This is a genomic window from Allobosea sp. UC22_33 (assembly GCF_042700715.1).
Classification (GTDB): domain Bacteria; phylum Pseudomonadota; class Alphaproteobacteria; order Rhizobiales; family Beijerinckiaceae; genus Allobosea.
The window spans coordinates 4,161,694-4,184,339 of the sequence record NZ_CP170556.1; the positions used below are offsets into that span (position 1 = coordinate 4,161,694).

Annotated in this window: 19 protein-coding genes; 9 read left to right on the forward strand and 10 right to left on the reverse strand. The window is 65.0% G+C overall.

The window, feature by feature from the left end:
* Positions 1-23: 23 nt before the first annotated feature.
* The gene (locus ACFJGT_RS20240) at positions 24-1,628 is read right to left on the reverse strand and encodes an ABC transporter substrate-binding protein (protein WP_377841624.1); all 1,605 of its coding nucleotides are present in this window, start codon (positions 1,626-1,628) and stop codon (positions 24-26) included.
* Positions 1,629-1,793: 165 nt separating this feature from the next.
* Here ACFJGT_RS20240 and ACFJGT_RS20245 point away from each other — a divergent pair, with 165 nt between their 5' ends.
* Positions 1,794-2,690 (forward strand): LysR substrate-binding domain-containing protein, encoded by an 897-nt coding sequence (locus tag ACFJGT_RS20245; protein WP_377841626.1) that lies wholly within the window; start codon positions 1,794-1,796, stop codon positions 2,688-2,690.
* A gap of 217 nt (positions 2,691-2,907) precedes the next feature.
* Here ACFJGT_RS20245 and ACFJGT_RS20250 read toward each other — a convergent pair whose 3' ends face one another.
* Positions 2,908-5,004 (reverse strand): catalase, encoded by a 2,097-nt coding sequence (locus ACFJGT_RS20250; protein WP_377841628.1) that lies wholly within the window; start codon positions 5,002-5,004, stop codon positions 2,908-2,910.
* A gap of 536 nt (positions 5,005-5,540) precedes the next feature.
* On the opposite strand from ACFJGT_RS20250, the gene ACFJGT_RS20255 reads away from it, so the two are divergent.
* The 8 genes from ACFJGT_RS20255 to ACFJGT_RS20290 all read left to right on the forward strand — a co-directional run bounded on the left by ACFJGT_RS20255 (position 5,541) and on the right by ACFJGT_RS20290 (position 11,613).
* Entirely contained in the window at positions 5,541-6,290 is a 750-nt protein-coding gene (locus ACFJGT_RS20255; RefSeq protein WP_377849021.1) for a FadR/GntR family transcriptional regulator, read from the forward strand.
* 8 nt (positions 6,291-6,298) lie between these two features.
* Positions 6,299-7,222 (forward strand): NAD(P)-dependent oxidoreductase, encoded by a 924-nt coding sequence (locus ACFJGT_RS20260; RefSeq protein WP_377849022.1) that lies wholly within the window; start codon positions 6,299-6,301, stop codon positions 7,220-7,222.
* An 8-nt stretch (positions 7,223-7,230) separates the two neighbouring features.
* Positions 7,231-7,914 (forward strand): amino acid ABC transporter permease, encoded by a 684-nt coding sequence (locus tag ACFJGT_RS20265; protein WP_377841632.1) that lies wholly within the window; start codon positions 7,231-7,233, stop codon positions 7,912-7,914.
* Between the two features lie 11 nt (positions 7,915-7,925).
* A complete protein-coding gene (locus tag ACFJGT_RS20270; protein ID WP_377841634.1) occupies positions 7,926-8,594 on the forward strand; it encodes an amino acid ABC transporter permease in 669 nt (222 codons plus the stop codon).
* 15 nt (positions 8,595-8,609) lie between these two features.
* Entirely contained in the window at positions 8,610-9,380 is a 771-nt protein-coding gene (locus ACFJGT_RS20275; protein ID WP_377841637.1) for an amino acid ABC transporter ATP-binding protein, read from the forward strand.
* 27 nt (positions 9,381-9,407) lie between these two features.
* Positions 9,408-10,196 carry a transporter substrate-binding domain-containing protein gene (locus tag ACFJGT_RS20280; RefSeq protein WP_377841640.1) on the forward strand — a complete coding sequence of 263 codons (789 nt, stop codon included), beginning with the start codon at positions 9,408-9,410 and terminating at the stop codon, positions 10,194-10,196.
* Between the two features lie 62 nt (positions 10,197-10,258).
* Positions 10,259-10,705, forward strand: a complete 447-nt coding sequence (rpiB, locus tag ACFJGT_RS20285; protein ID WP_377841643.1) for a ribose 5-phosphate isomerase B — start codon at positions 10,259-10,261, stop codon at positions 10,703-10,705.
* A 14-nt stretch (positions 10,706-10,719) separates the two neighbouring features.
* The gene (locus ACFJGT_RS20290; protein WP_377841645.1) at positions 10,720-11,613 is read left to right on the forward strand and encodes a ribokinase; all 894 of its coding nucleotides are present in this window, start codon (positions 10,720-10,722) and stop codon (positions 11,611-11,613) included.
* Between the two features lie 572 nt (positions 11,614-12,185).
* Here the strand turns inward: ACFJGT_RS20290 and ACFJGT_RS20295 are convergent.
* The 8 genes from ACFJGT_RS20295 to ACFJGT_RS20330 form a co-directional block, all read right to left on the reverse strand.
* Complete coding sequence (locus tag ACFJGT_RS20295; RefSeq protein WP_377841648.1) at positions 12,186-14,141, reverse strand: FAD-dependent oxidoreductase; 1,956 nt, start codon at positions 14,139-14,141, stop codon at positions 12,186-12,188.
* Positions 14,142-14,183: 42 nt separating this feature from the next.
* The gene (locus tag ACFJGT_RS20300; protein WP_377841650.1) at positions 14,184-16,232 is read right to left on the reverse strand and encodes a dipeptide ABC transporter ATP-binding protein; all 2,049 of its coding nucleotides are present in this window, start codon (positions 16,230-16,232) and stop codon (positions 14,184-14,186) included.
* Positions 16,233-16,236: 4 nt separating this feature from the next.
* Positions 16,237-17,118, reverse strand: a complete 882-nt coding sequence (locus ACFJGT_RS20305) for an ABC transporter permease (protein WP_377841653.1) — start codon at positions 17,116-17,118, stop codon at positions 16,237-16,239.
* An 8-nt stretch (positions 17,119-17,126) separates the two neighbouring features.
* Complete coding sequence (locus ACFJGT_RS20310; RefSeq protein WP_377841656.1) at positions 17,127-18,068, reverse strand: ABC transporter permease; 942 nt, start codon at positions 18,066-18,068, stop codon at positions 17,127-17,129.
* Positions 18,069-18,096: 28 nt separating this feature from the next.
* Complete coding sequence (locus ACFJGT_RS20315; RefSeq protein ID WP_377841658.1) at positions 18,097-19,644, reverse strand: ABC transporter substrate-binding protein; 1,548 nt, start codon at positions 19,642-19,644, stop codon at positions 18,097-18,099.
* Positions 19,645-19,722: 78 nt separating this feature from the next.
* Complete coding sequence (locus ACFJGT_RS20320; protein ID WP_377841660.1) at positions 19,723-20,898, reverse strand: NAD(P)/FAD-dependent oxidoreductase; 1,176 nt, start codon at positions 20,896-20,898, stop codon at positions 19,723-19,725.
* The gene (locus ACFJGT_RS20325) at positions 20,895-22,286 is read right to left on the reverse strand and encodes an NAD(P)/FAD-dependent oxidoreductase (RefSeq protein ID WP_377841663.1); all 1,392 of its coding nucleotides are present in this window, start codon (positions 22,284-22,286) and stop codon (positions 20,895-20,897) included. Before ACFJGT_RS20325 ends, ACFJGT_RS20320 begins: the two co-directional genes overlap by 4 nt.
* Positions 22,283-22,600 (reverse strand): (2Fe-2S)-binding protein, encoded by a 318-nt coding sequence (locus ACFJGT_RS20330; protein ID WP_377841665.1) that lies wholly within the window; start codon positions 22,598-22,600, stop codon positions 22,283-22,285. Before ACFJGT_RS20330 ends, ACFJGT_RS20325 begins: the two co-directional genes overlap by 4 nt.
* Between the last annotated feature and the right edge of the window lie 46 nt (positions 22,601-22,646).

Below are 22,646 nucleotides of genomic sequence, written 5' to 3' on the forward strand. Positions count from 1 at the left end.
GTTCGCGGGTGCTCAGGCCGCGCTCACTCGACGGTGACGCCGGAGAGCCGGCTTGCGCCGAAGATGGCGGGGATGAAGTTCTTCACCCGCTTGTTGACCGCGGTGATGTCGTCGGCGCCGCCGAGGATGACCGCGGGGACCTCGCGATGGAATACGGCCTGAGCCTTCTTGTAGAGCGCCGTGCGCTCGGCCTGATCGCTGATCGTGCCGGCCGAGTTCATCAACCCGATGAACTCGGCATTGCACCAGGCGCCAATGTTCGAGGGACTCGGCTTTCCACTGGAATCGCAGGTGAAATAGTTGTTCGGGATCTGGCTGGGATCGGGGAAATCATAGATGCCGCCGAACATGCCGATCTTGGCCTCGCCGGCACGAGAACGCTTGATGTACTCGCCCCATTCATAGGTCACGATCTCGGCCTTGACCCCGATGGCGGCCCAATTCGCCTGGATCATCTCGGCCGCGCGCCGCCCGTTCGGCATGTAGGGTCTGGAGACCGGCACCGCCCAGAGCTGGGTCGAGAGCCCGTTCGGGAAGCCTGCCGCCGCGAGCAGGGCTTTCGCCTTCGCCGGATCGTAGGGGTGAGCGCCGACGGAGGCATCATGCCCCCAGAGCGCCGGCGGGACGATGGAGCCCGTGACCACGCCCATGCCGTTATAGATGACGTCGACCAGCGGCTTCATGTCGATGGCATGAGCCAGCGCTTCGCGCACCCGCTGGTCCTTGAACGTCTCGTCCTTGAAATTGAAGGTGATGAACCCGACGGAGGGGACCGGGGTCTGCACGACCTCGAGGTTCGGGTTCTTGGCGATGATCTCCCGGTCGGCGAGGTTCGGGTAGAGCGAGATCAGGCATTCGCCGGCCAGCGCGCGCTGCAGGCGCACGGAAGCATCCGTGCTGATGACGAGCACCGCCGCGTCGACCTTGGCCGTGCGTTCGGCAATACCGGCCAGCGCGCCCCAGCTCTCGGCGAAGGGCTTCAATCGCACGGCCGCGTTGGTCTGGTACGCTTGCAATGCGAAGGGCCCCGTGCCGACCGGATCCCGGTCGAACTGGTCCTTCGCACCTGCCTTAGCCAGCGCCTCGGCATACTCGGCGGAGGTGATGGCGAGCGACTGGTGCGCCATGATGCCGACGAAGGGTGCGAGCGGCTGCTTGAGCCGGAAGGCGACCGTCTGGGCATCGACCTTGGTGACGGATTCGAGTGCGTCGGCGAGCTTCGTGCTGAAGGTTATGAAATTGCCACCATTGACCTTCGCATAGGGGTGGTCCGGCTTCATCATACGGTCGAACGTGAAGAGCACGTCATCCGCGTCGAAGTCGCGGCTCGGCGTGAAGCTCTTGTTGGATTGCCATTTTACGCCCTTGCGCAGCTTGAAGGTATAGGTGCGCTGATCGCCGGACACGGTCCAGGATTCCGCGAGTGCGGGCTCGATCTCCGAGCCGCCTTTCTTCACGGAGACGAGCCCGTCATAGATCTGGCCGAGCACGGTCGCCGTGGTGCCGCTGCTGGTGAGCTGCGGATTGAAGATTTCCGGCGCGCCCTCCAGACAGACCGACAGCACGGCGGCCTGCACTGGCGTGCATGCCAGCAAGGAGAGAAGCGAGTAGACGGCCGCCTTCTTCATAATGCTCGTTCCTGATGACTGCTGCCGGGAGGGGACGCGCCTGCTATCGTGATCGGCCCCGCCCTGGCGACCGGGAAGGATGGCTCAGAGGACGGGCTCGCCATATGATTGTCAAATGCATTATTATCGAAGCAATATAACCAGATCTCATATGGCGGTGGACGCGTGAACATCCGGCAGCTCGAGGCCTTCCACGCCACTTTGCAGACCGGCTCCGCGACGCGGGCGGCGGAAAAGCTCGGCATCACCCAGCCCGCTGTCAGCAAGCTGCTACGCGCCTTGGCGGATACCTGCGGCTTTCAGCTCTTCGTGCGGACGGATGGCGGCCTGACGCCAACCCATGATGCACGGCTGCTCGCAGTCGAGGTCGATCGCATGTTTTCGGGCACGGAGCGTATTGCGCGGCTCGCCCGGGCGGTGCGCGACCGGGAATGGGGCGAGGTCAGCGTCACGGCGCCGCCGGCGCTATCGACGCGCTATCTCGCGCATGCCCTCGCGCCCTTCCTGGCCGAGCAGCCCGACCTGCATTTCACGCTGCAGAGCCGCTCGTCCCCGCGGATCGCCGAGCTCGTAGCCGCGCAGCAGCTCGATATCGGCCTCAGCGTGCTGCCCTTCGACCATCCCCATGTCCGGGCCGAGAAGATCATGCGGTTCAGGATGGTCTGCATCCTTCCGGCGAGCCATCCGCTGGCGGGCCGGGACGAGATCAGGATCGAGGACCTGCGCAACGAGCCTTTCATCTCGCTCGCCCGAGACGACTGCTCTTTGATGACGATCGATCGCGCATTCCAGATCAACGGCGTGCAGAAGCGCCACCGCATCGAAGTCCCGCTTTCGGAGACCGCCTGCAGCTTCGTGGCGAACGGGGTCGGCGTGTCGATCGTCCCGCCCTTCGTCGGGCTGGACTACGCCAATGACAAGCTCGCGCGCCGCCGCCTGCTGCCGGAGACGCATATGGATGTGTGGATGCTAACGCCCAGCGCCCGTGCGCCCTCCCTTGCTGCCGAGAGGCTCGCCGACTGCATTCGCGCTGCCGTCGCCCCGTTTGATGAAAATGATTGACCCGTTGGTTATTCCAGAGGAGCGGCAGAACCCGGAACGACCGGGGTCAATCGCCGCGGCGACTGCTGCAAAGAGCGATCGGGCGCGAGCAGCGCTTGCGCTGTCTCGGAGATCGCCCTGTCGGGCTTGACGCTCGCGGTGATTGTCAGCGTGGTAGATGCTGAAGCCCACACATACCGCGACAATGCGCGCCGCCTACCGAAGACGACGAACGAGATTAAGCCAGCATGCGCACTTTCGGCTCCCGCCCCCATTGCCGCGTGCGCGCCGGGACCAAGAACGCCTCGGCAGTCTTACCGAGCGCTACGACGCCGTCATCTGGCGCGACTCCGGCCTTGTCGAGCAGCGGCTTGGCTTCGGCACTATAGCCGATCGCTTTGAGATGCCCGAATGCGTCCCTGGCGAAGTCGATCGCTGCGCCCTCTTGCACCAATCCGGCGCAGCCGGCCTCGGAGACGATGATGGCGACAGCGTCGAAGAGCACGGACGGCGTGCCTGCGAGCTGGCCATCGGCCTTGAGCGTCTTGCCGTCCTTGAGCTTCACCCCGCCGATCTTCGGTGCGACGATCTTGACGGCTCCGCCATCGCTCTCGACGGCGGTCTTGATGGCGGCGATCATGGCACCGTCCGCCCCATCCGAGACCAGGATGCCGACGGTCCGGCCCTTCAGAGTCTCGGGGTACTTGCCGACGATCCGGAGCGCCGGTGACGGCTCCATGTCGACCGGTTCTACTGCCGACTTGGAAGCTGTCGGCAGGGGCATTGCAAGCCCGTCCGCCACTCGGCGCGCCAACGTTTCGTCGACATTGACGAGGTTCGACATCACGCGGTTGCGGACATGCTCCAGCGTGACCTTCGACAGCTCAAAGACGAGCGCACTCGCCAGATGGGCTTGCTCGATCTCGCTCTGAGAGCGGAAGAACAGGCGGGCGTGACTATAGTGATCCGCAAAGCTCTCGGCACGCAGGCGAACCTTCTGCTCATCGACCGGGATCGCAGCGGTCCGGAAACCGCCGACGGGGTCCTCACGCGGGCCGCCGTCCTCGCCGGCCTCGGCAAGGCTGTTGGGCTCGTAATTCGCCCGACCGGTGAAGACCTGCGTCTGCATATGGCCGTCACGCTGCAGGTTCTGGAAAGGGCAGCCCTTGGCCCGGTTGATGGGAATCTGATGGAAGTTCACCGTCCCGAGCCGCGAGAGCTGCGTGTCCTGGTAGGAGAACAGCCGGCCTTGCAGGAGCGGGTCCTCCGAGACATCGATGCCAGGCGGCATATTGGTTGGCAGGAAGGCGGCTTGCTCGGTCTCGGCGAAGAAGTTATCCGGGTTGCGGTTCAGCACCATGCGGCCGATCATGCGGATCGGCACCAGTTCCTCGGGGACCACCTTGGTCGCGTCGAGGATGTCGAAGGGCAGCGCATCAGCCTCATCCTGGCTGAGCAACTGCACACCGAATTCCCATTCCGGGAAGTCGCCCTTGGCGATGGCTTCATGCAGATCGCGGCGATGGTAGTCGGGATCGGCGCCAGCGATCTTCACCGCCTCGTCCCAGCAGGTCGACTGCGTGCCGAGCTTGGGGCGCCAATGGAACTTGACGAAGGTCGGCTCGTCCTTGTCATTGAGCAGGCGAAAGGTGTTGACGCCGAAGCCCTCGATCATCCGAAGCGAGCGTGGGATGGTCCGGTCCGACATCGCCCACATCATCATATGGGTCGATTCCGGCATCAGCCCGATAAAGTCCCAGAAGGTGTCGTGCGCGCTGGCGGCCTGCGGATAGCCGCGATCGGCCTCCATCTTCACGGCATGGATCAGGTCGGGAAATTTGATCGCGTCCTGGATGAAGAAGACCGGGATGTTGTTGCCGACGAGGTCCCAGTTCCCTTCCTTCGTGTAGAACTTCACTGCGAAACCGCGCACGTCGCGGGGCGTGTCGACCGAGCCTGCTCCACCGGCCACAGTCGAGAAGCGCGTGAATACCTCGGTCTTGACGCCGACCTCGGTCAGCACCTTTGCGCGGGTGAAATCGCCGAGCGACTCCGTCAACTCAAAGAAGCCATGAGCCGCCGAACCGCGGGCGTGAACGATGCGCTCAGGGATGCGCTCGTGGTCGAAATGCTGGATCTTCTCGCGCAGGACGAAGTCTTCGAGCAGCGTTGGACCGCGGCCGCCTGCCTTCAATGAATTCTGGTTGTCGCTGACCGGAACACCGTGATTGGTTGTAATCCGGGCCTCTGGCGCAGAGTTGGTCTGGTGCAGCTCGCCGCCGGCTGCGATCGCCGTTTTGCTTTTGGAATTGAGGTCGCGTGGAGAGCGGGCCATGGGTCATTGCCTTGCTTTGAACGCGAGCGTGGGTTTCGAGCAGCGGGAGGCTCACGTGGAACGGTTCGGGGACGAGAAGTGGCATAACTCCCCTCGGGGATGATCACTGAACGAACTGAAACCGTTCGAAGTTCCAGTGTCCGCCCGATCTGGATTGGGTTCGTCGGAGCCGTTGGCCTATGCCGCTCCACCGGGCTTTCCCGGTCGCCATCGTGGTCGCAGCCGCAACCTGGATCTGGTTATGGCGCCCATTGCCGCATGACCTCCGGCCGCCGTGACATGATCCGGCTGACCCTCCGCCCGAACGTCGCCGCGATGAGCAATCCCAAGTGTATGAAAACGAAGAGAGGGGGAATCGATAGGCGGGCTTCGGCGTAAGCGTGGAACGCCTGAAACGCTTTGGCGTGATGCCGGTTCGCCAGCCTCGGTCGACATCTCGTTGTCCACGGCATCTCAGCCAAAAGCGAGGCGGATTGACTCCTGCCTGCTGGTCATCGTACTGGTCTTACCAGAATAAAAGAAGAATGGTTTCAGGGATGGATGCTCAAGATGCCGACAGCGCGTCGGGGTTCGAGCGCGTCTTCGCATATCTGCGAGAGCGGCTGCTCGACGGCACCCTCAGGCAGGGCGAGCGGCTCATGGCCGAACGCGAACTGGCCGCACAGCTCGGCGTGAGCCGACCGATCGTGCGCGAGGCGCTGCGTGCGCTCCATATGCTTGGCATCGTCGAGATCCGCGAGCGCGTCGGCACCATCGTAAAGCGGCCCGACGCCTCGATGCTGAAGGACTTCTTCACGCTCGCCCTCGCCCAGCAGGCCGACCTCATCGACGACGTGATGGAGGCGCGCATCGCGATCGAGTGCCAGGCCGTGCGTCTGGCCTGCGAGCGCGCGACCATCGCCGATTTCGAGCGGCTGCAGCGCGCGCTGGTCCGCATCGGCGAGACGATCGACGATGCGGATGCCGGCGGCGCGGCCGATTTCGAATTTCACCGGGCCATCGTGCTGGCGTCCCGCTCGCCGACGCTCGCGGTGCTGCATGAATCGATGTCGACGCTGCTGGCACGCTCGCATCGCAGTCGCCGCGAGCTCGTCCAACGCTTCAGCTCGATGAAGAGCTACCTGATCGACGACCACAAGCGCGTCTTCGACACCATCGTCGCGCGCGACCCCGATCGCGCCGAGGTGACGCTGAGGCGCCATTTCGCGATCGGCGACGAGTATCGGCGCCGGGCCGTCACCGGCGAGGGCGACAGGCCCGAGGCGCGCAGCGCGCAGGGACACTGAAGCTTCGGATTCCACAGGCAAGGCCGAGAAAACAGGACATGGGACAGAACCAGACGGGCAGCGTTGGTTTCATCGGGCTGGGCACGATGGGGCGCGAGATGGTGCGCAATCTCCTGAAGGCGGGACACGACGTCACCGTCTTCGACATCGTCGAGGACGCGGTGGTCGCACTGGCGGCGGAGGGCGCAAAGCCGGCGAAGAGCCCGGCGGATGCCGCGGCGAATGCCGATATCGCGATCACCATGCTGCCCGATACGCCCCAGGTCGAGGACGTCATCTATGGTGAGGGCGGCCTCCTGGCTTCGCCGCCGCGCGGACGCCTCATCGTCGACATGAGCACGATCTCGCCGGTTGCCGTCCGCAGGATGCAAGCCGATCTCAAGGCGGCGGGCACCGATTTCATCGATGCGCCGGTATCCGGCGGTCCGATCGGCGCCAAGAACGCGTCGCTGACGATCATGGCAGGCGGCGAGGCTGACGCCTTTGCCAGGGCCGAGCCCTTCTTTCGCGGCATGGGCACGACCATCACTCACGTCGGTGCGTCCGGCGCCGGCCAGGCGGTGAAGCTCTGCAACCAGCTGATCTGCGGGATCAATCTTCAGGGGGTTTGCGAGGCCATCGCGCTGGCGCGGGCTTCCGGTGTCGATCTCGATCAGATGCGTTCGGTGCTGATGGGAGGATCGGCGGCGTCCTGGATGCTCGACAAGCTCGGGCCCGCCATGATCGCCGGGGATGCGTCAGCCGGCTTCCGTATCGATCTGATGCTGAAGGACCTGCGCCTCGTGCAGGAACAGGCGCAGGCGCTCTCCGTGCCGCTGCCGGGAACCGCGCTTGTCACCAGCCAGTACATCGAGGCGCGCGCCCATGGCGAGGGCGGCAACGGCAATCAGGCGCTCTTCCGCGTCTATGATCGCATGACGAACCGGGCCTGACGGCGGCGATGGGCCTCGACCTCGACTTCTCCGTCGTTCTGGAGCGCTGGCCGCTCTTCGTCGACGGCGCAGTGATGACGTTGCAGCTCGCCTTCCTGGCGATCGTGATCGGCGGCGCGATCGGTACGTTCTGCGCCATCGGCCGGGGCAGCAGCAACCGCTTCATCGCCGGACTTTGCTCCGGTTACGTCGAGACCATCCGCAACACGCCGCTGCTCGTCCAGATCTTCCTGGTCTATTTCGGCCTCGCCAGCATCGGCTTCAAGTTCTCCGCCTTCTCGGTCGCGGCAGTGGCGCTGGCCATCAATGTCGGCGCCTATACGGCCGAGATCATGCGGGCCGGCTTCGAGTCGATTCCGCCCGGCCAGATCGAGGCGGCGGAAGGTCTCGCGCTCTCGCGCGTCCAGATCTACTGGCACGTTATCCTGCTGCCGGCGATCGAGAAGGTCTATCCGTCGCTGACCAGCCAGTTCGTGCTGCTGATGCTGGCCTCCTCCGTCACCTCCCAGATCTCCGCCGAGGAGCTGACGGCGGTCGCCAACTACGTCCAGTCCGACACCTACCGCGCCTTCGAGACCTATATCCTCGTTGCGCTCGGCTACATCGCGCTTTCGCTCGTTCTGCGTGCCGCCTTCTGGGGGCTCGGGCTCGTCCTTTTCCCGCGCCGCCGGCGCCTCGGCACGCCGCTTTAGGACGCGCGATCATGGGCGGCTCCCTCAACGCGAACCATCTCCTCTTCCTCGGCCAGGGCGCGCTCTGGACCATCGGGCTGTCTGCGATCGCGCTGATCGGCGGCGGCCTCGTCGGCTTCCTGATCGCGCTCGCACGCGTCTCACCGCGCAAGTCGGTGCGGCTGCTCAGCGGCGCCTATGTGCAGCTGGTTCAGGGCACGCCGCTGCTGGTGATCATGTTCCTCGGCTATTTCGGGCTTTCGGCGCTCGGCCTGCGCATCACGCCCCTCTGGGCGGCGGGGGCATCGCTGACGATCTATGTCGGCGCCTATTTCGGCGAGATCTGGCGCGGCTGCATCCAGGCCGTGCCGCGCCCGCAATGGGAGGCTGCCGAGGGGCTGGGCCTGAGCCGCACCCAGCGCATGCTCAAGGTCATCCTGCCCCAGGCCATGCGCATCGCCACACCGCCGACCGTCGGCTTCATGGTGCAGATCATCAAGAATACCTCGCTGGCCTCGGTGGTCGGCTTCGTCGAGCTCGCCCGCTCCGGCCAGATCATCAACAACTCGCTGTTCGAGCCCTTCCTGATCTACGCGATCATCGCCCTGATCTACTTCGCGCTCTGCTTCCCGATCTCGCTCCTCAGCCGGCGCCTCGAACGCCGCATGGGCGTCGGCCGCGCGAAGCTGATGCCGGCCTGACGAGGATTGAAAGCCATGAGCCAGGAGCTACCTCCCATCGCCGAACGCGTCATCGTCGACCGCCCCATCGTCGTCCTCGACAAGGTCCATAAGAGCTTCGGTGCCCTCAAGGTCCTGGACGGCGTCAGCTTCACGGTCGAGCGCGGCGACGTGCTGGTACTGATCGGCCGCTCGGGCTCCGGCAAGAGCACGGCGCTGCGCTGCATCGACCGCTTCGAGAAGATCGATTCAGGCGCGATCCGCGTCTGCGAACACCGCGTCGACGCCGCCGACATCGACCTGCGCGCCCTGCGGCAGGACGTCGGCATCGTCTTCCAGAGCTACAACCTGTTTCCGCATCTGACGATCGAGCAGAACATCACGCTGGCGCCGGTCTCGGTGAAGGGCATGAAGAAGGCCCAGGCCCGCGAGCTCGCCAAGGCAATGCTGGCTCGGGTCGGCCTGTCTGAGAAACTCGACGCCTATCCTGAACAGCTTTCAGGTGGCCAGCAGCAGCGCGCCGCGATCGCGCGCTCGCTCGCCATGCAGCCCAAGGTGATGCTGTTCGACGAGGTCACCTCCGCGCTCGATCCGGAGCTGACCGGCGAGGTGCTCAAGGTCATCGAGCGGCTCGCTGCCGATGGCATGACCATGGTGATGGTCACCCATGAGATGGGGTTTGCACGGGGCATCGCCGACCAGGTGGTGTTCATGCACGCCGGAAGGGTCCACGAGGCCGGAAGTGCCTCGATTCTTTCCGGACCGGCAACGCCGGAACTCGCCCAGTTCGTCGGAACCGGGCTCTAACAACCAACAACGGGAAGGACACCAAGGATGAAACATTTTCTCGCCATAGCCGTGCTCAGCACGACGGCCCTCGTCTGCGCAGGCCAGGCCGCCCGCGCCGACCTGCTCGACGACATCACCAAGGCCGGCAAGATCCGCATCGCGACCGATCTCGCGATCCCGCCCTCGGGCATGATCGACGGCGCGATGAAGCCGACGGGCTCGGATGTCGAGACCGCCGAACTCCTCGCAAAGGATTGGGGCCTGCAGCTCGAATTCGTCCAGACGACGGGCGCAACCCGCATCCCCAACGTCCAGACCAACAAGGCCGACATCATCATCTCGACGCTTTCGGTCACGCCCGAGCGCGCCAAGGTCATCGACTTCTCCAAGCCATATGCCGCGCTGCAGTCGGTGGTGGGCTGCCTGAAGTCGCTCGACGTGAAAAGCTGGGACGATCTGAAGGGCAAGACGATCGCCGTCTCGCGCGGCACGACCCAGGACACCACGCTGACCAACATGAAGGAGCGCAACCTCACGCTCTCGCGCTACGAGGACGATGCGACCATGGTGACGGCCGCCGTCTCCGGCCAAGCCGACTGCGTCGCGACATCGGCGACGATCGTCTCGCAGATCGGCGTCAAGGCACCGGCGCGCCCCTTCGAGCCCAAGGTCTCGATCACCAATTTCGACCTCGCCATCGGCGTCAAGAAGGGCGAGCCAAAGCTGCTGGAGAAGCTGGACGCCTGGGTCCAGCAGAACCTCAAGAACGGCAAGCTCAACGCGATCTACAAGAAATTCCACGGTACCGAACTGCCCGCAGACATGCGCGGCTGAACCATTTTCCGCCGGCGCCCGCGAAGGGCGCCGGCGCCTCGCTCCAACCAACAGGACATCCCATGCGCCTCGTCATCGGCTCCGACCACGCCGGCTGGTCCCTCAAGCAGCACGTCATCGACCACATCAAATCGCTGGGCCACGAGGTCATCGATGTCGGCTCCCATGACGACAAGCCGGTCGACTTCCCCGACATCGCCCGCGAGGTCGCCCGCAAGGTCACGTCCGGCGAAGCCGAACGCGGCATCATGGTCTGCGGCACCGGCGTCGGTGCCTCGATCGCCGCCAACAAGATGAAGGGCATTCGCGCCGCCGTCTGCCACGACATTCACTCGGCCCATCAGAGTGTCGAGCATGACGACGTCAACGTCATGTGCATCGGCGCCAAGATCGTCGGCCCCTGGCTCGCCAGCGATCTGATCTCCTCCTATCTCGCCGCCGAATTCTCGACCGACGAGGATTTCCGCCGACGGGTCGAAAAGCTTCACCAGATGGACGCGGAAGGCTGAGGCTGAGCAACGCGATGATCCTGGTCTTCGGCTCGATCAATGTAGATCTGGTCGCGCGGGTCGCGACCATTCCGGGGCCGGGCAAGACGGTGCTCGCGCCGTCCTATGAACGGCATTTTGGTGGCAAGGGCGCCAACCAGGCCGTAGCCGCGGCGCGCCTCGCGCGGCCCGGCCAGGTCGTGATGGCGGCCTGCGTCGGCGATGACGCCTTCGGACGAGAGGCGGCCGATAATCTCACCATCAACGGTATCGCGACCGAGTTCTTGCGAACAGTCAAATCTCCAACCGGTTGCGCCTTCATCACGGTCGACGCGCAGGCGGAGAATGCGATCACGGTCGCAAGCGGCGCCAATCTCCTGGCCCGAGCGGATGATGTGCCGGAAGCCTTGCTGAGCGATGCGACGACGCTCTTGTTGCAAATGGAGGTGCCTTTTGAGCAGTCGTTGACGCTTGCGCGACGTACGCGGCGAGCTGGTGGCAAGGTCATCTGGAATTGCGCACCTGTGCCTGCCGGCTTCGAAGCGGCCGATGCTGCAACATTGCTAGCGACCAGCGATGTCTTGATCGTCAACGAGCACGAAGCTGCCGACATCGCTGCAGCCCTTGGAGAACCCGCTGCCAACCCGAGCAATCTCGTTCGTGATCCGTCGACGACCTGCATCGTCACTGCCGGAGCGAAAGGAGCCTCTGCCTATTTCCAGGGCGGAGAAGCGATCGACGTAGCGGCTCCGCTCCTCAAACCGGTCGACACGACCGGAGCGGGCGACACTTTCGTCGGCGCCGTTGCGGTCGCTCTGGACGAAGGTTTCTCTGTCCTCGATGCTCTCGACTTCGGATGCCGCGCGGCTGCGCAATCTTGTCTAGCTGTCGGAGCGCAGGCCGGCATGCCGTTCCGTGACAGCATGTGAGCACGTGAGGGAAATAGGAAGCCTCTATCGGCTCGAAGCTATTGAAGCAGATCACGCCCAGCGGTCGCCAAGAGCTCGAAGCCAAGGTCGACTTCCGACATTTCAGGGGCGACCGGGCGAAACAGGGTTGCAGTCAGCCTTGCGCCGGAAACGCTCATCTAACCCGATCCGGTAAAGTCGGCTTCCCGGCGAAGCTCCAATGTCCGGTCCAGCCCGACGATCTAAGCGTCAAACGGGTCGACATGTCGTGCGTACATCCCTGCGTACGCACGCACCCGACATTTTCAATTTTCGCTGGAAAATCAAGGATTTCGGCTAATGTCGCGCCATTCAGGATAAAACTGCGAACACTTATGTCATTGAGATAGCGATGTGATTTAGGCATGTCGTAAGCTGAGGCTGTCTCGCCTCGGCGCTTCCGGTCGTGGCCGATTGCAGACATCCGGAACGTCTGCTTCCAGACAGTCCAATGCCACTATAGGCCGCTTAGTGATCTAATTTCGTTCTGAACTCTCCAAAACTCTTTCCGTCTATCCCGTCATCCCAAATCGTAGGAGGGACTGCACAAAAAGCTAAATCTCTCTGGCCGCCTTCGATCCCTCGTAGATCGCCTGCTCCAGCTGGCGTGGCGTGAAGGCGTCACCGACACGCCACAGCCTCCCAACTTTCCCCTTCAACATCTTGTAGAGCCCGTCATCAGCGGTGCCACGGGAGCATAATAGGACGCTATCGCAAGCGATTTGACGGGTCTGCCCGTTCAACAGCCGCGAATGGGCTGTGCCATCGGATATCGCGACGAGCTCTTCCATCGCGGTCATCCTCACGCCGAGATTCATGAGGCGCTCATAGGCCGGGTGCCAGGTCATCAGCTCCGCATCCTCGCCTACCCTGAACGACGAGGTGACGATCTCGACGTCGTGGCCTCGCGTGGCAAGCAGCTCCGCGACCGACATCGCCATGTTGCGCCCGTCCCAGTCGCCGATGACGACGCGCTTGCCGAGCGTATTCGGCATCGCGAGCACCTCGCGCGCCGTAAAGACATGTGGCAGCCCGGCGCCGGGAATGGCCGGGCGGGTATCAGCCGCCCCGGTGGCGATGATGACGGCGTCCGGCTTGGCCGCGAGAATGCTCTCCGCGGTCATCTCACTGCCCCGTCGGATGAGCACGCCGGCATGACGCGCCTGGCGTTCCAGCCAGTCCGTGATGATCTGGTAGTCGCGCCGATGCGGCGTGCGCGACAGGAGCCGGACCTGCCCGCCGAGTTGTTCCGACTTCTCGTGAAGCACCACGTCGTGCCCGCGCTTCGCCGCGACGCGCGCCGCCTCGAGCCCGGCCGGGCCGCCGCCGATCACGAGTACGGTCTTGTAATCCTCGACTGGCTCGATGCGGTCCCAAGCCTCCTCGCGTCCGGTGCGGGGATTGAAGACGCAGCTGACATTTCCGCCGCGCTGCTTGCGGCCGAAGCAGACCTCGTTGGCGTGGATACAGGGCCGAATGTCGTCGAGCCGATCCTCCATGACCTTGCGGATGATCGCAGGCTCGGCGATATGGGCGCGCGTCATGCCGACCATATCGGCCTCACCGGCCGCCAGAATCGCCTCTGCCTCCGCCGGATCAGTGATTTTGCCGACGCAGAAGACCGGCACCGCGACCGCCGCCTTGATCGCCTTGGCATAAGGCACGAGGCGCTTCTCCGGTTCCGCGATCGTCGGATAATGGATCGCGCGGCTCCACATGCTGCCATTGGTGCCGGCCGAGGCATCGACGAAATCGAGCTTGCCCCATTCGACCATCATCGCGGCGTAGCGCACACCATCCTCGATCGTATACCCGCCCGGCACCAATTCGTCGGCGCTGAAGCGGATACCCAACGTGAAGTCGTCGCCCACCGCCTTGCGGACCGCCTGCAGGATTTCGCGCGCGAAGCGCAGGCGGTTCTCCTCGCTGCCGCCATATTCGTCGTCGCGCAGATTGGTCAGGGGCGACAGGAACTGCTGCACGAGATTGCCGTGGCAATAGGACAGCTCGACACCGTCCAGCCCGCCCTCGCGGCTGCGCGCCGCCGCTTCGGCGAAGGCGCGGGTGATACGGGCTATCTCCTCCACCTCGAGGGCGCGGGGAATGTCGCGCGACCTGTCGAATGGAACGGGGGACGGCGCAAGCGGCGGAGCACCGTCGATGCCCATCACGGTGTTGCGCCCGGAGTGGGACAGCATGGTGTAGATCGTCGCGCCTTCGTCGTGAACCGCTTTGGCGATGCGCCGATAGCCCGGAATCGCGCTGTCGTCGGAGTTGCGCAGGTAAGAGCCGCCCTTGGCGCCAATAGGCGCGGAATCGACGCCGGTCGCCTCCATGATGATTAGGCCGATGCCGCCCTGCGCGCGCGCCACATGATAGGCGATGAGTTGGTCCGAAACTTTGCCGTCGACGGCATAGCCCGTGCCGTGAGCGGTCGAGATCGAGCGGTTGCGGATTTCGCGATTGCCCACGGTGATGGGCGAAAGAAGGTGATTGTAGCCGGTGCTCATCGCATTATTCCTGAAAGACGCCTGACGCGGCGCACGGAGGTCTCAAGGCTTTCGTTGCAGGTTGCGCAGTTCGTCGATCGGGATGTGACAGCGCAGCCAATGCCCATCGGCCTTCGACTGGCGGCCCGGGACGGACTCGCTGCAGATCGCCCCCTTCAGCCGCGGGCACCGGGTATGAAATGAGCACCCGGATGGTGGGTGGGTGGGTTTAGGCACTGGGCCTTCGAGCCGGACATGCTCGCGATCCGGCGTGTCGATCTCTGGCACCGCAGCCAGGAGTGCCTCGGTATAGGGATGCTGCGGTGCCGAGAAGATGTCGCTGGTCGCACCGAACTCGACGATCTCGCCGAGATACATCACCGCGACCCGGTCCGCGATCTGCCTGACAACGCCGAGATCGTGCGTGATGAACATGTAGGAGGTCTGCTGTTCGGACGCGCTCTGCAACCTGCGCAGCTCCTGGAGGATCGCCGCCTGCACGGAAATGTCGAGTGCGGAGGTCGGTTCATCGCAGATCACCAAACGAGGATTCGCCGCGAAGGCGCGCGCAATGCAGACGCGTTGCTTCTCGCCGCCCGAGAGCTGGCGCGGCGCGCGGGAGAGATAGCGCTCGCCCAGGCGCACGGCCGCGAGGATTTCCACCGTGCGGCGGCGCAGCGCCTCGCCCGACAGACCGAGATACAGCCGCAGAGGGCGCGCGATGATTTCCTGCACGGTATGGTGCGGGTTGAGGGCCGATTGCGGGTTCTGGAAGATGAACTGGATGTCGCGCTGCAGTTCGGGGCTGCGCTTGCGCGCGAGTTCGCCGATATCTTCACCCTCGAAGAGAATGCGCCCGGCTGCCGGGCGGTCCAGGCCGGCGACGAGCCGCCCGAATGTCGATTTTCCAGAGCCGCTTTCCCCGACGATGGCGACGGTCTCGCCCGCCCTGATGTCGAGCGAAACCGCTCGCAGCGCCTTGACCTGAAGGCGCGGTTTCATGAAGGGCAGCAGCGCGCGGGTAGAATAGGTGCGTGACACCGCCTCGACACGCAGGCGCGGGACTTCCGAAATCGGCATCGGGCGCACAGCCTCGGCAGCAGGGTCAGCCATGCCGGTGCCGGCTTCGCGCCAGCGCAGGCAGCGGCTGGCATGGTCGGGGGCGACGGATGCCATCGCGATGTCATGTTCACCACATTCCGCCACGGCCAGCGGGCAGCGGTCGCGGAAGATGCAGCCCGACGGCACGGCGGCCAAATCCGGCAGACTTCCGGGAATGCCGACCATCGCCCGCTGTGAGACGATGCTCGGCATCGCCTCGATAAGCCCGCGGGTATAGGGATGGCGCGAGGCTAGCAGCACTTGCGCCGTCGGACCTTCCTCGACCAGCGTCCCGGCATAGAGCACGCCGACCCGGTCGCACATCCGCGCGACGACGCCGAGATTATGGCTGATGAAGAGGATGGAGAGGTTGAGGCGCGCCTTGATCTCGGTGACGAGATCGAGAATCACCGCCTCCGTCGTGACATCGAGACCCGTGGTCGGCTCGTCGAGGATAAGCAGGCTCGGCTCCAGCGCCAGCGCCATGGCGATCACGATCCGCTGCTGCTGCCCGCCCGAGAGTTGATGCGGGTAGCGCTGAGCGATCGTGTCGGGGTCGGGCAGGTTGACCAGCCCGATAAGCTCGACGGCCCGGCGCGCGGCTTGTTTTCGGCTGAGACCGGCATGCTGACGAATGCCCTCTGCGATCTGTTCGCCGACCCGGATCGACGGATTGAGGGCGTTCATCGGGTCCTGGAAAACCATCGAGACGACCGGGCCGCGCACGCGCTCGAGTTCGCTGCGGCTCATGGCCAGGACATCGGCTCCGTTCAGCGAAATGTGTCCGCCGCTGACCCTGCCGCCATTGAGATACCCCATGACGCCATAGGCGACGGTGGACTTGCCGGACCCGCTTTCGCCGATCAGGCCATAGGCCTCGCCGGGGGCAATCGAGAAGCTGACGTCGCGCACAGCCTTGGCCGGGCCGTAGTCGATCGACAGCCCCTCAACGGAAAGGGTCTTCGCGGTTACCGGATCGAGACGCGCGGCCGGAGGAGAAACGGCGAGCATGACCTCAGTTCCTCCTATCCGATGGCGCCAGCAATTGCCGCAAGCGCTCGCCCAGGAGAACCGCGGTGACCGCGACGAACGTGATCGCCACGCATGGCCAGATCACGATCCAGCTCGCGAACTGGATGAACTGCTGCCCCTCCTTGACCATCAGGCCCCACGCCGGCGTCGGCGGGGCAACGCCGATGCCGAGATAGCTCAGCGAGGCCGACAGCATGGTGCCGTAGGTCACGCGCAGGCTCAGATCGACAATCACCACATTGAGGACGCTCGGCAGCATCTCGCGAAACAGGATGAAGAGATGGCGCTCGCCGCGCACCCAGGCGGCCTCGATGAAGGAGCGCCTGGCCACGTCCAGCGCGACGCTGCGCGTGATGCGGGCCGAGCGCGGCCAGAAGACGATGCCGATCGCGCCGATGACGTTGATCGCATTCGAGCCCAGCATCACCACGATCAGGGTGGCCAGAATCAGCGTCGGGAACGACATCAGCGCGTCCATCAGACGCATCAGGAACTCGTCCGTGCGGCCGCCCGCATAGCCTGCGAGCATGCCGGTCACCGTCCCCAGGCCAACGCCGAGCAGGGCGCCGCAGACAGCGACCAGGAGCGTAGGCCTCGCGCCGTGGATCACGCGGCTGAGGATGTCGCGCCCGAACTCGTCCGTTCCGAACGGATGGGCCCAGCCGGGAGGTGTCAGCGCCGCGGCACCGTCGAACTCGGTCGGGCTATAGGGCGCGATCCAGCCGGCGAAGAGGATCATCGCGACGATCACCGTCAGTGCCAGGATCAGCGCGATGTCCGAGGGCGGCAGGCGCCGCCAGCGCGCGCGGGCGACTTCTCGCTGCGGTTCGACGGCGGTCGTTGCGGCGGCAGGGAGTATCGTCATCGGTCTCCTCAACCTCTCAGACGGGGATTGAGGGCAATCGAGACGAGATCGGCGAGCAGATTGCCGATGGCGTAGGTCGCCGCAATGATCATCACGGTGGACTGGATAATCGGGATGTCGCGGCTGTTGATGGCGCTCACCATCAATTGCCCGATGCCGGAATAGGAAAACACGGTCTCGACGATGACGAGGCCGCCAAGCGCGTTGCCGAGCGTCATCCCGATGACCGCGACGGCGGGCAGGATGCCGTTGCGCAGCGCGTGCCGCAGAGCAACCACGTGGCTCGGCATGCCCTTCAGGATCGCCGTGCGGACATAGTCGCTGGCAAAGGCCTCGATCATGCCGGCGCGCGTGATCTGCACAAAATAAGGCAGCATGCTGATGGCGACGACAGCGACCGGCAAGATGAGCACGCTCGGCGTGAACAGTGGGTTCTCGCCGGGCGCCAGCAGGCTCGAGCCGGGCAGCCACTGCAGCCAGATGCCGAAGATCAGGACGAGCGCGAGCCCCTTGACGAACTCCGGCAGCGCGAAGGTGAACGCCGTCATCGCAGAGATCAGCCGGTCGACCGCGGCGCCGCGATACATGGCTGCGATCACGCCAAGCCCGATCGCCACCGGGATCGCGACCGCGAGTGCCAGGAGCGCAAGGACCATGGAGTTGAACAGGCGCCCGGCCAGCATCGTGCTGATCGGCTGGTTATAGACCAGGGAAACACCGAAATCGCCGTGCAGCATCGCCGCGAGCCAGTACAGGTAACGCAGGATGACCGGCGCATTGAGGCCGAGGCGCTCGCGCAGGATCTGTGCCTGCTCGGGCGACGCGGTGTCGCCGAGCACCACAGCGGTCACGTCGCCGGGAAGCACGTTGACGATCATGAACGTCATGAAGGAGACGAAGAGAAGGATAAGGGCGAGCAGCCCCAACCTTCTCAGGATCAGCTCGGTCATCCCCGGCGCTCCTCTCGCAAGCTGGCCATCAAGCCAGCCAGACGCCCCGGAAATCGATCACATCGTAGTTCGGTGGCGTGTAGGCCTGCACACGGTTCCGTGCCGCGCCGACATAGTTCATCATGTAGGGGATGATGCGTTCGCCGCTGTCGTGGATTTTCACGAGCGCCTGCTTGATGATCGCCTTGCGTTTTTCCTCGTCGAGCTCGGAGATCATCTGGTCCAGCAATGCGTCGAGCCCCGGGGCATCCTCGACGACGCCGTATTTCCAACCCTGGCCGCTGCGATACATCAGGTAGAGCCGCTCGTAGAACGTCGGGTAGGCGCTCCACTGCGTGGTGTAGAACGGCTTCTTGCGCGAGACGTTCGAGACGTACTCGGTGTAGGGCACGTCGATGATCGTGACGTTGACGCCGACCTTGGCGGCCGCCTCCTTGAAGGCCAGTGCCATCTTGGGTGTCGGCTGGCGTTCGGACGAGGTCCACAATTCGATATCGAGCTTGTCGATCCCGGCCTTCGTCAGCAGTTCCCGCGCCTTTGGCAGGTCCTGCTTGTACTGCGCCAGCTGCGGCAGATAGGGGCTGCCGGGCGGCAGAGGCACGTCGTTGCCGACCGTCCCCTGCCCAAGCAAAGCCGAGGCGACAAGCAGGTTGCGGTCGACGATATGGCGGAAGGCCTGCCGCACCAACGGATTGTCGAAGGGCTTCATGTTCGACTGGGTCATCATGACCTGATACTGGCCGGTGACCTTCGAGAAGACCTTGACGCCCCCGGCATTTCGCAGCGACAGGAAGGTGTCGATCGGAATCTGGGTGAGGATGTCGACATTGCCGCCGCGGATGGCCGCCTGCTGCGCGATCGACTCCTTGATGCCGACCAGTTCGACTCCGTCGAGATAGGGCTGGCCCGGCATCCAGTATTTGTCGTTCTTGACGACCGTGACACTGGCGCCCGCGCGGAATTCCTTCAGCTTGAACGGGCCGGTGCCGGAGGGCGCGGTCTCGAGCTTGTCGATAGCATCGGCAGCGACGATGCGGGCCCAGCGGCCGGCGACCACCACAGGCAACTCGGCGAAGGGCTGCGTCAGGATGAAGCGCACCTTGTCGGGTCCCTCGGTGGCGACATCCTTGATCGGCCCGAAAGCGCCCTTCGCCCGCAGCACGGAATCCGCGGTATAGGCGCGTTTGATCGTCGCCACGACGTCGGCCGAGGTGAAGGCGGTGCCGTGATGGAAGGTCACATCCTTGCGCAGCTCGAAGACCCATTCGATGCCGCCTTTCTCGGGCGTCCAGCTCGTCGCCAGCATCGGCAGCGCGACATTGTTCTCGTCGAGCTTGGTCAGGTTGTCGAAGATCAGGGAGCTGATCTGGTTGCCGGCGGCCGCGACAGTCTTCTGCGGGTCGAGACTGTCGGGCGTGCTCGGAAAGGCGATGCGCAGCACGCCGCCGGATTTAGGCAGCGTCGTGGCGGGGGCAAAGCGGGTCGCGGCCAGCGAGCCGGCGAGACCGACCGCGCCCGCGAGCGCCGCGCGGCGCGAAATTCCGGCCAGTCCAGATGCGTCGTTCAGATCTGTCATAGTCTTATCCCCTCTGTTTTCGTTTGTCTTTCGGCCGCCCCCTGCGTCCGCAGGCAGCACCGCCCTGTCACGCTTGCGTCAGACTTTCACGATGCCGGCATCGAACTCCTGCTTGAGATACTCCTCGTCGACGGCGGCCTTCTCCCGGAAGCGCGCAATCGAAAAGGCGTCCAGCGGCGTCGCAGACCGGCCATCGAGGACGAACTCGCTCATCACGGCGCCCAGCGCCGGGGCGAGCTGCATGCCATGGCCCGAAAAGGCGAAGGCGTGCCAAAGCCCTGAAGTCGTCGCGCTGGGGCCGATGACCGGGATCATGTCGGGCATGTAGCCCTCGATGCCGGACCATGTGCGGATGATCGAGGCCCCGGACAGGCACGGGATGATGTCGGCGACACGCTGGAGATTGGTCAGCGTCTTTCCGCCGGGCATCCTGGCGCGCATGGCGACGGCATCGGCCGGCCCGCGTGGATGGCCGGCGACGATGACATTGCCGCGCTCGACCTGCCGGACCACGATGGAGCCGTCGACGATCTGCAGCGTCGGCTCCATGAAATAGGGCAGCGGTTCGGTCACCATCTCCGATGGACCGGCGACAAAGAGGGGAACCGGCTCGCCGAACCAGGCGGAGACCTCGCCGGCCCACGCACCCGCCATGTTGAGCAGGAGCTCGCAGCGGATCTCCTCGCCTTCCTCCGTCGCCAATGCGAAGCCGCGGCCGTCCTTTTCTGCGGCGACGACCCGCCTGCCTTGCAGGATCGTGACATCCATGTCGCGCAGTGCCGCGGCCAGAGCGGGCACGACGAGGCGTGGGTTCACCGCACCGTCGAGTGCCGACCAGGACAGGCCGACCGCGTGCTGCGCCACCCATGGCCAGCGGCGGCGCAATGCGTCGCGGCCGACAATCTCGGGGTGGAGACCGTAGGCTGCGGCATCGACGGCGTAGCGCTCGATCTTATCCATTTGCGCGGCGTCGACGGCGACATGGATGTGGCCCATACGGCGGAATTCGACATCGACGCCGAGAAGCTTTTCGCTCTCCTCCCAGATCGCCTGTGCGCGCAAAGAGAGCGGCAATTGCGGAAGATACCGACCCTGCACGCGCATGCTGCCGTAATTGACGCCGCTCGCCTGGGAGCCTGCAAAGCTGCGTTCCACGATCAGCGCCTTCACGCCGCGGCGCGCGAGATGGAACGCCGTCCAGGCGGCCATGACCCCACCGCCTATGATGGCGACCTGTACGGAGCGGGCCGTCATGAGCGCGCCTCCTGCGGGACGGCGGTCGGGATGAATATCGGCTTTACCGGGGGCTGCGGACGGAAATGAGCCAGCGCCTCCGCCGGCTCTCCGCGCGCGGCAGCGGCGATTTCGATGGCGGCCTGCCCGCACATGCGCGATTGGCAACGCCCCATGCCGCAGCGTGTCAGGGCCTTCACGCGATTGATGTCACTGACGCCGGAGAGCTCGCGGGCAACACGGCGGACCGCGCCTGCCGTCACGTTTTCGCAACGGCACAACACCGCGGAATCCGGCAGTTCGGCAATGGCGCGATGCGGCCATGCGAAGGCGCGTGCGAGCGCTCGCTGCGCGCTCTGCAGCGTATCGCGCGTGGCACGCAGCCGTGCCATCTCGGCGGGGTCAACGCGGTGGCCGAAATCGGCGAGGCAGGCCAAAGCGGCGAGCCGCCCCATCGCAGCCGCTGCTGACGCTCCCGCAATGCGTGCGCCGTCACCCGCCAGATACAAACCTGCCCGGGCACGCCCATCGGCATCAGTCTTCGGCAGCCACTGCGCGAAATCACCGTCGAACGCCATATCGCAGCCGGCTATCTCGGCAAGCTGCGTCTCGGCCCGCAAACCATGCCCGATTGCGATCGCGTCGCAGGCGATGGCGACACTACGGCCGGTCGCGCGGAATGTGACGCCCACGACACCCTCGTCACCCTCGTCACCCTCGATCGACAGATCTGAGACGCCGTGATGCATGCGCATGCCGGCGAGGCGCAGCCGGGCCATAAGCCGCATCCCCTGCCAGAGGACGGCCGGGGCCTTGGCGATGCCGGGGCTTGCCTTGATCTTCTCGACGAAGGGGGTCGTGTCGAGGATCGTGACCTTTCCGGCTCCCGCCTCCAGATACTGGGCGGCAGCGAGGTAAAGCAGCGGCGAAGAACCGTAGAACACCACCTCACGGCCGATCGCGCAGCCCTGATCCTTGAGCAGCACCTGAGCGCCGCCGAGCGTGTAGACGCCGGGAAGGGTCCAGCCCGGCACCGGCGCGATCCTGTCGGTCGCGCCGGTGGCCAGGATAAGCGCATCATAGGCGATGCCGGCATCGCTCACCGCCCCATCAAGCGCGGTGTAGGCCAGCTCCCCGTCGACCGACCAGACGAGCGTTCGCGCCCGATAGTCGATCGCGTCGCGCAGGGCCTCGAAAGTGGAATGGGTCCGGCGATGGCCGGCGTCCTTCATGGAGGCGAGCGACAGGCCGAGCGCCGGGTCGCTCCTGCGATGCCCCTGGCCGCCGGGCATCGCGCCCTCGTCGAGCAGGATCGGCCGCAACCCTCCGGCCACCAGCGCCTCGGCAGCCGCAATGCCGGCCGGGCCTGCCCCGACGACAACGACCTGAGCGGGGGCGCTGCCGGTCATGTCGCGAATTCCGTATGAGGCGTTTTCGTCGTGAGGCGCAGCCCTGGGCTGACCGTCGTCGTGCAGGCCCTGATGCGCTGTCCACCTTCGACCCAGACCCAGCAGTCCTGACACGCCCCCATGGCGCAGAAGCCGGCGCGCGGCTGCCCGTCGAACTCGTGGATGCGCAAAGTCCGCGTGGCGCTCGCGATGGCGCAGAGCAGACTATCCCCGGCCCTGGCGACAATGCCGCGGCCGTCCAGAAAGATCGTGACCTCGGGCGTATTGCGGCTGCGTAGCCGGTGCAACTGCCCCGTCGGAGATGCGGCTGTCATCACTCTGCCTTCCTCCTCGCGGCGCGCCGGGGGATCGGCACGCCTG

What these genes read in the sequence shown, in the direction of transcription:
- ACFJGT_RS20240 (WP_377841624.1), bottom strand. Translation starts at nt 1,628, where the DNA reads ATGAAGAAGGCGGCCGTCTACTCGCTTCTCTCCTTGCTGGCATGCACG.
- ACFJGT_RS20250 (WP_377841628.1), bottom strand. Translation starts at nt 5,004, where the DNA reads ATGGCCCGCTCTCCACGCGACCTCAATTCCAAAAGCAAAACGGCGATC.
- ACFJGT_RS20255 (WP_377849021.1), top strand. Translation starts at nt 5,541, where the DNA reads ATGGATGCTCAAGATGCCGACAGCGCGTCGGGGTTCGAGCGCGTCTTC.
- ACFJGT_RS20265 (WP_377841632.1), top strand. Translation starts at nt 7,231, where the DNA reads ATGGGCCTCGACCTCGACTTCTCCGTCGTTCTGGAGCGCTGGCCGCTC.
- ACFJGT_RS20270 (WP_377841634.1), top strand. Translation starts at nt 7,926, where the DNA reads ATGGGCGGCTCCCTCAACGCGAACCATCTCCTCTTCCTCGGCCAGGGC.
- ACFJGT_RS20275 (WP_377841637.1), top strand. Translation starts at nt 8,610, where the DNA reads ATGAGCCAGGAGCTACCTCCCATCGCCGAACGCGTCATCGTCGACCGC.
- ACFJGT_RS20280 (WP_377841640.1), top strand. Translation starts at nt 9,408, where the DNA reads ATGAAACATTTTCTCGCCATAGCCGTGCTCAGCACGACGGCCCTCGTC.
- rpiB (WP_377841643.1), top strand. Translation starts at nt 10,259, where the DNA reads ATGCGCCTCGTCATCGGCTCCGACCACGCCGGCTGGTCCCTCAAGCAG.
- ACFJGT_RS20290 (WP_377841645.1), top strand. Translation starts at nt 10,720, where the DNA reads ATGATCCTGGTCTTCGGCTCGATCAATGTAGATCTGGTCGCGCGGGTC.
- ACFJGT_RS20295 (WP_377841648.1), bottom strand. Translation starts at nt 14,141, where the DNA reads ATGAGCACCGGCTACAATCACCTTCTTTCGCCCATCACCGTGGGCAAT.
- ACFJGT_RS20300 (WP_377841650.1), bottom strand. Translation starts at nt 16,232, where the DNA reads ATGCTCGCCGTTTCTCCTCCGGCCGCGCGTCTCGATCCGGTAACCGCG.
- ACFJGT_RS20305 (WP_377841653.1), bottom strand. Translation starts at nt 17,118, where the DNA reads ATGACGATACTCCCTGCCGCCGCAACGACCGCCGTCGAACCGCAGCGA.
- ACFJGT_RS20310 (WP_377841656.1), bottom strand. Translation starts at nt 18,068, where the DNA reads ATGACCGAGCTGATCCTGAGAAGGTTGGGGCTGCTCGCCCTTATCCTT.
- ACFJGT_RS20315 (WP_377841658.1), bottom strand. Translation starts at nt 19,644, where the DNA reads ATGACAGATCTGAACGACGCATCTGGACTGGCCGGAATTTCGCGCCGC.
- ACFJGT_RS20320 (WP_377841660.1), bottom strand. Translation starts at nt 20,898, where the DNA reads ATGACGGCCCGCTCCGTACAGGTCGCCATCATAGGCGGTGGGGTCATG.
- ACFJGT_RS20325 (WP_377841663.1), bottom strand. Translation starts at nt 22,286, where the DNA reads ATGACCGGCAGCGCCCCCGCTCAGGTCGTTGTCGTCGGGGCAGGCCCG.
- ACFJGT_RS20330 (WP_377841665.1), bottom strand. Translation starts at nt 22,600, where the DNA reads ATGACAGCCGCATCTCCGACGGGGCAGTTGCACCGGCTACGCAGCCGC.